4 protein-coding genes are annotated in these 6572 nt (G+C 67.4%); 2 read left to right on the forward strand and 2 right to left on the reverse strand.

Annotated features, from left to right (window positions below; translation table 11 throughout):
* Together EQG76_RS17185 and EQG76_RS17190 are read left to right on the forward strand one after the other, a co-directional pair.
* The coding region (locus EQG76_RS17185) for an Hpt domain-containing protein (protein ID WP_159715622.1) at nt 1–367 on the forward strand (367 nt) is incomplete at its 5' end.
* A gap of 111 nt (nt 368–478) precedes the next feature.
* The gene (locus EQG76_RS17190; RefSeq protein WP_159715623.1) at nt 479–2902 is read left to right on the forward strand and encodes an AsmA family protein; all 2424 of its coding nucleotides are present in this window, start codon (nt 479–481) and stop codon (nt 2900–2902) included.
* A gap of 68 nt (nt 2903–2970) precedes the next feature.
* On the opposite strand, the gene EQG76_RS17195 is transcribed toward EQG76_RS17190, so the two are convergent.
* On the reverse strand, nt 2971–5274 hold the full coding sequence (locus EQG76_RS17195; RefSeq protein WP_159715624.1) for an FdhF/YdeP family oxidoreductase: 2304 nt from the start codon (nt 5272–5274) through the stop codon (nt 2971–2973).
* A gap of 151 nt (nt 5275–5425) precedes the next feature.
* Nucleotides 5426–6572, reverse strand: a 1147-nt coding sequence (locus EQG76_RS17200; protein WP_159715625.1) for a mandelate racemase/muconate lactonizing enzyme family protein, incomplete at its 5' end; no start/stop codon positions are given.

The raw sequence follows: 6572 nt of genomic DNA on the forward strand, positions 1-6572 counted from the left end.
CCTGGCCGTGGTGCCGGTGGACGAGCCTCCAGGCGAGCTGATCGATGCCGCGCTCCTGGCCAAGCTGCAGGCGGCCGCCGGGCCCGAGCGGTTCACGCAGTTCCTCCAGAACGCGATCCAGACCGGCGTGACCATCTATGCCGAGATGCTGGACCGGCAGGAGGACCCCGAGCACTTGGCGGGGCTGGCCCATCGCCTGGCCGGCTCGGCACCCAGCTTCGGCCTGACCGGCATCGGCCGGCTCGCCCGCGAGCTGGAACGGCTGAGCCGGGAGCGGCTGGACGTCGCCGCCTTGCTCGACCTGCTGGGCGACGCACTGGCCGGCACCCGGCAGGCACTCGTCGACGGCGGCCACCTGCCCAACTGACCTGGCCTTAGCGCAGAAAGTCCGCGGCCTTCGGCAACGAGCGGCGCCCTGACGGATTAATGACCTGCGGGTCCTGTCCGAAGGGGCGGACATGGGGCAGCGGAGGCCTGGATGGTCAAGAAGATCCTGATCGGGCTGGCGGTCCTGGTGGTGCTGCTGGTGGGCGGCGCCGCCGTCGCGTTCTGGACGATCGACCCGAACGTGCTCAAGCCCTACGCGGAGCGGGCGGTCAGCTCCGCGCTTGGCCGGCCGTTCCGGATCGCCGGCGACCTGGAGATCGAACGCGGCTGGATCATCAGGATCCGCGCCCACGACGTCCATCTCGGCAACGCGGAGTGGAGCGACCGGGAGGACATGGCAACGGTCCAGACCGTCGAGGCGAGCTTGGACCTGTGGGACCTGATCACCGCGCAGCGGATCACCATTCCCGAGCTGACCCTGGATCGTCCGGTCGCCAGCCTCGAGCGCAACGAGCAGGGCGAGGCGAACTGGCAGTTCGGAGGGCAGGAGGATCAGGCCGCTGCCGATCAGACCTCGGGTCCGCCGAGCCTGCCCTATGTCGGTCGGCTGACGGTGCGCGGCGCGCAGGTTGCCTATCGCGATGCTCAGGCCGACCAGGAGTTCTCCGCGAGCCTCGCCAGCCTGACCGCCAACTCCGAGGGAGGTCCGGAGCAGCAGGCCGGCTGGCTCATGCGCGCGAATGCCCAGGACCTGAAAGTGACCAACGCCGGCTGGAGCGGCCAAGCCGGGCAACTCCTCTCGGTGAACGGCGTCGAGACCAGCCTGGACGTCCAGGATTTCCTGAACGAGGGGCAGTTCACGATCCCCGAGGTCACCGTCGACCGACCGGTGGTCCATCTGGAGCGGGACGAGCAGGGCCGGACGAACTGGCAGGTCGGTCCCGAGCAGCAAACGGAGGCGGCCGAGGCGGCCGCGGCAGCAGCACCCGATGACCGTGCGGAACTGCCGTTCGTCGGCAAGCTGACGGTGCGGGATGCAGAGGTCGCCTACCGCGACGCCCAGTCCGGCCGGGAGATCGCGTCGACCCTGAGCCTGACGGCGGAGTCGCAGGGAGAAGGCGACCGGATGAAGCTGCAGGGGGAAGGGCAGGTCAACGACCTTCCCGTGAAGCTGGATGGCACCTTCGGCTCCTATCGGATGCTGGCCGGCTCCGACCAGCCGTTCCCGGTCCAGGGCACGCTGACCATCGGGCAGTCACGGGTTGCCCTGGACGGCACGATCGCCGATCCGGCCAGCCTGGAGGGTGTCGATCTGCAGACCGAGATCGCCGCTCAGGACCTTTCCAAGGCCATGGAGATGGTCGGCGTGCCGGCACCCGAAATCCCCCCCTTCGACCTGGACGGCCACCTCACCTACCGCAACGGCGAGGCGAGGCTGGAGAGCCTGCACGGTCGGGTCGGCGACAGCGACATTGCGGGCTCAGCCGCTTTCGCACCGGGCGGGGAGCGCCCGAAGGTCTCCGCCGACCTCACCTCAGAGAACCTGGACCTGGATGATCTGAGCGGCCTGATCGGGAGGGCGCCGGATGCGGGGCCAGGCGAGACGGCGTCGCCCGAGCAGGAACAGCAGGCGCAGGCCGAGGAGGACGATCCCCATGTCATCCCCGATCCTTCGCTGCATGCCGATGCCTGGGATGCCATCGACGCGGATGTCCATTTCCGCGGCAAGCGAATCCGCGCACAGGGCGTGCCGCTGGACGACGTGGACGTTCATCTGTTCATGGAGGAGGGACGCCTGCGCATCGATCCACTCAAGGCAGGGATCGCGGGCGCTACGGTGGATGGACATCTCGCGGCGGATGGCCAACGCAATCCGCCGGCGGTCGAGGTCGATCTCTCCGGCAGCGGCCTGGACCTGCAGCGTTTCCTCGGCGAGTTCGACCTTCAGCAGTATGGCAGCGGACGGATGTCGGCCCGTGTCGCGCTGAAAGGCGAGGGTGACAGCCTGCGCAGCGTCCTGGACACCAGCCAGGGCCAGATGGCGGTCATCATGGAGGAGGGCGAGATCACTGCATTGCTGATCGAGGCGCTGGGCCTCGATCCAGCCGAGATCCTGCCCGTCCTGTTCGGGGGAACCGAGCCTGGATCGGGCGAGCGCCTGTTCGAGGTGCGCTGCATGGTCGTCGATCTGCAGGTGGCGGATGGAATCGCACGCAGCCAGAACATCGTGCTGGACACCACCGACAGCGTGATCACCGCAAAAGGAGGCGTGAACCTGTCCACCGAGGCGATCCAGTTGGATTTCGAGCCTCACCCCAAGGACACCAGCATCTTCGCGTCACCCGCACCCGTCTATATCCGCGGAAGGTTCGGCGAGCCCAGCGTCATGCCCGATCCGACGCCCGCGATCATCCGTGGTGCTGCCGCCGTCGCGGTCGGGGTCGTGCTGACGCCGCTGGCTTCCTTCCTTCCCTTCATCGACATAGGCACTGCCGAGGATGCGCCATGCGCCGCGCTGATCAGCAAGACTCAGGACGAGAACGCGCTGGAGCCGGCTGAGGGCGAGGGCCAGTGAACACAGGTCGGCCGGCCCCGGGATGCCCGGAACCGGCCGACGTCATAAGGAGCGGGAAGGGCGCGTTTTCAGCTTGGCTGAGCCTGCATCGCACTCTGGCCGTTCTTGCGGATGCTGACCGGCACCGACTTCACCGCCGGCACCTTGCTCTCCTCGGCATGGTGCCAGATCGGGACCAGCCCGTTGCACTCGGGATAATAGGCGCCGATGCAGCCCTTGGGGATGTCGTAGCCGACCACCCGCAACCCGCCGAACTCCCGGTGAACCTGATCGCGCGACTCGCCCACCAGGGTCACCGTCTCACCCTCGTTCAGGCCCAGGCGCGCCATGTCATCGGGATTCACGAACACGACCATCCGCGTGCCTTCCACCCCGCGGAACCGGTCGCGGTAGCCATAGATCGTGGTGTTGAACTGGTCGTTGCTGCGCAGGGTGATCAGCCGGAGCATGTCCTCCGTCAGGTCCAGCCCGTGGCTGTTCATGCCCTCGGGCACCACGAAATTGGCCTTACCGGTGTCGGTGTCCCACTTGCGCTCGCGGGCACCGAGCGGCCGGGCGAAGCCGCCGGGCTGGAAGAGCCGCTGGTTGAAGTCCTTGAAGTCATCCGGGTAGGTGGCCTCGATCGCGTCGCGGATCTTGCTGTAGTCGGCGACCCAGGCGTCCCAGTCGACCTTCGGGTTAGGGTCGAGCGTTGCCTTGGCCAGCCCGGCGACGATCGCGGGCTCGGAGCGCAGATGCTCGCTGATCGGCGTCGCGACCGGCCGCGAGCCATGGATGCGCGCGGTGCTGTCCTCCATCGACACGACCTGCGGCCCGGCCGCCTGCTGGTCGGTCTCGGTCCTGCCCAGGCAAGGCAGGATGTAGGAGATCTCGCTGGTCACCAGGTGGCTGCGGTTTAGCTTGGTCGAGACCTGGACGTTCAGGCGCATTTTCCGCCAGCCTTCCTCCAGCCGGTCCCGGTCGGGTGCCGCGCGCACGAAGTTGCCGCCCAGGCTGATGAAGGCCTGCACGCTGCCCTCGACGATGCCCTCGCAGGCATCCACCGTGCTGAAGCCTTCCCAGCGCGGCGGCTCGAACCCGTAGAGCTCCTTCAGCCGGTCGAGCGGCACCAGCTCCGGCTTCTCCGAGATGCCGACCGTGCGCTGGCCCTGCACGTTGGAGTGGCCGCGCACCGGCAGGATGCCCGCCCCGGGCTTGCCAATATTGCCTTTCAGCAGGAGCAGGTTGACGAGCATCCGCACGCTCTCGACGCCCTTGCGGTGCTGGGTCAGGCCCATGCCGTACATGGCCATGGTCGCCTGGGAGCGCGCGTAGATCCGGGCGGTCTCCTCGAGATCGGCCCGCTTCAGGCCGGAATGACGCTCGATCTCCTTCCAGCTCGTCGCCCGCGCCTTGTCGGCGAACGCCTCGAAGCCGTGCGTGTGCTCCCGGATGAAGGCGTGGTCGAGCACCAGGGGCTCACCCTTGGCTCTCGCCTCATCGTCCAGGGCGATCAGCGCCTTGCAGATCCCCATAAGTGCCGCGATGTCGCCGCCCGCTTCCACCTGGAAGTAGTGCGAGCTGATCCGGGTCTCCTGGCCCAGGATCATCTCGGTCGGGCTCTGCGGGTTGGTGAACCGCTCCAGCCCGCGCTCGCGCAGGGGATTGAAGGTGATGATCGGCACGTCGCGTTGGCTCACGCCCTGGAGCTGGTGGAGCATGCGCGGGCTGTTGGTGCCGACGTTCTGGCCGAAGAACAGGATGCACTCGGTGTCCTCGAAATCCTCCAGGCCCACCGTGCCGACCGGCACGCCGATGCTCTTGGGCAGGGCCACCGAGGTCGATTCGTGGCACATGTTCGAGCTGTCCGGCAGGTTGTTGCTGCCAAAGAGCCGGGCGAACAACTGATACATGTAGGACGCCTCGAGCGAGGCGCGGCCGGAGGCGTAGAACACCGCGGCATGGGGATCGACCGCCCGCAGCTCGCGCCCGATCTCGACGAAGGCGTCCGGCCAGCCGACCGGCACATATTTGTCGCTCGCAGGGTCGTAGCGCAGCGGCTGGGTGAGCCGGCCGACCTCCTCCAGGTCGTGGTCGGGCCAGGAAAGCAGCTCAGTAACCGTGTGCCTGGCGAAGAACTCGGGGCCGATCGTCTTGGTGGTCAGCTCCCAGGCGGTGGCCTTCGCGCCGTTCTCGCAGAACTCGGCCGGGTGCGGATCGGCGGGCTTCGCCCAGGCGCAGCTCACGCACATGAAGCCGCCGGTCTTGTTCTGCTGGGGCAGGGCCGCCGTGACCCGTGCCACGCCTTCCCGACCGACATGACGCATCACCGACTGCGCCGAGCCCCAGCCGCCCGCAGGCCCGTCGTAAGGCTTGATGGTGACCTTGCTCATGCGCCGACCCTTCCTGTGCGTGCCTGCCGGGCTCGGCTCGGCAGACGGTCCCTTTAAGAGAACCTAACGTGCCGCATAGCGGAGAGTTGCGCTCTTGCTAGCAATTTCAGAATTCGGGCCAAGCCTCGGAACAGGCGTGACTTCTGCTTCTTCAGCCGGTCAGGACCAGCTTGGCGAACCGGTCCAGATAGGCCTCGTTCAGCTCGATGCCGAGGCCGGGTGCGGTAGGTGCCGCCAGCCGGCCGTTCCTGGCCCTGGTTTCGTAGGCCTCGGTCACGATGTCGTAGCGGCCGTCCGGCCAGTAGGGGAACCACTCCAGGATGATGAAGTTCGGCATGGCGAACACGGCGTGGACGGCGGCCGCGGTCGCCACCGGGGCGCCGCAATTATGCGGCTGCAAATGGAGGTTGTAGACCTCGGCCATAGCGGCGATCTTCATTATCTCGCTGATGCCGCCGCAAAGCCCGATGTCGGGCTGGAGGATGTCGAGGGCCTGCCGCTCGATGAAGGGCCGGAACTGGTAGCGGGTGTAGAGCCGCTCGCCGCCGGCGATGGGGATCGGCACTTCCTCTCCGACCTTCACCATGGAATCGAAATTCCCAGGGTCGACCGGCTCCTCGTAGAAGAACGGCCGGTATTCCGCGAGCATCCGCCCATAGGTGATGGCGTCGGTGGTGCCGAGATTGCCGTGGATGTCCAGGCAGATGTCGAAGTCGGGGCCGACCGCTTCCCGGATCGCCTTGACCCGCTCGACGGCGAGCAGCGCCCAGTCGCGCGGGATGTGCCGGTTCGGGAATTCGAACTGGCCTTGCCGGTTCATCTCGAACGGGTCGAGCTTGCAGGCGGAGTAGCCCTCTGCCTGGATCTGGAGGACCCGCTCGGCCGCCTCTTCGGGCCTGGCCATCTTCGTGAACCAGCCATTGGCATAGAGCCGGATGTCGTCCCACATCCGCCCGCCCAAAAGGTCGCAGACCGGCCGGCCCAGCGCCTTGCCCTTGATGTCCCAAAGGGCGTTGTCGATGGCGCTGACCGCCCCGAACAGGACCGGACCGGGGCTCTGGCCCCAGAAGGTCTTGCGGTAGAGCCGGTCCCAGATCGCGCCGATCTGGCGGGCGTCCTGGCCCTTGAGGTGCCGCTCGAACAGTTGCGTCAGGGTGTGGATGGCGCCGCGATTGCCGTCGCCGTAGGCCAAGCCCACCTCGCCGGCACCGGAGATGTCGGCATCGGTGTCGATCCGGATGATCACCGGGTGCTGGTTGACGTTGTGCGAGAGGCCGTAGTCGACGTCCCAGATGGTG

The organism is Geminicoccus flavidas (genome assembly GCF_009806515.1).
GTDB lineage: Bacteria > Pseudomonadota > Alphaproteobacteria > Geminicoccales > Geminicoccaceae > Geminicoccus > Geminicoccus flavidus.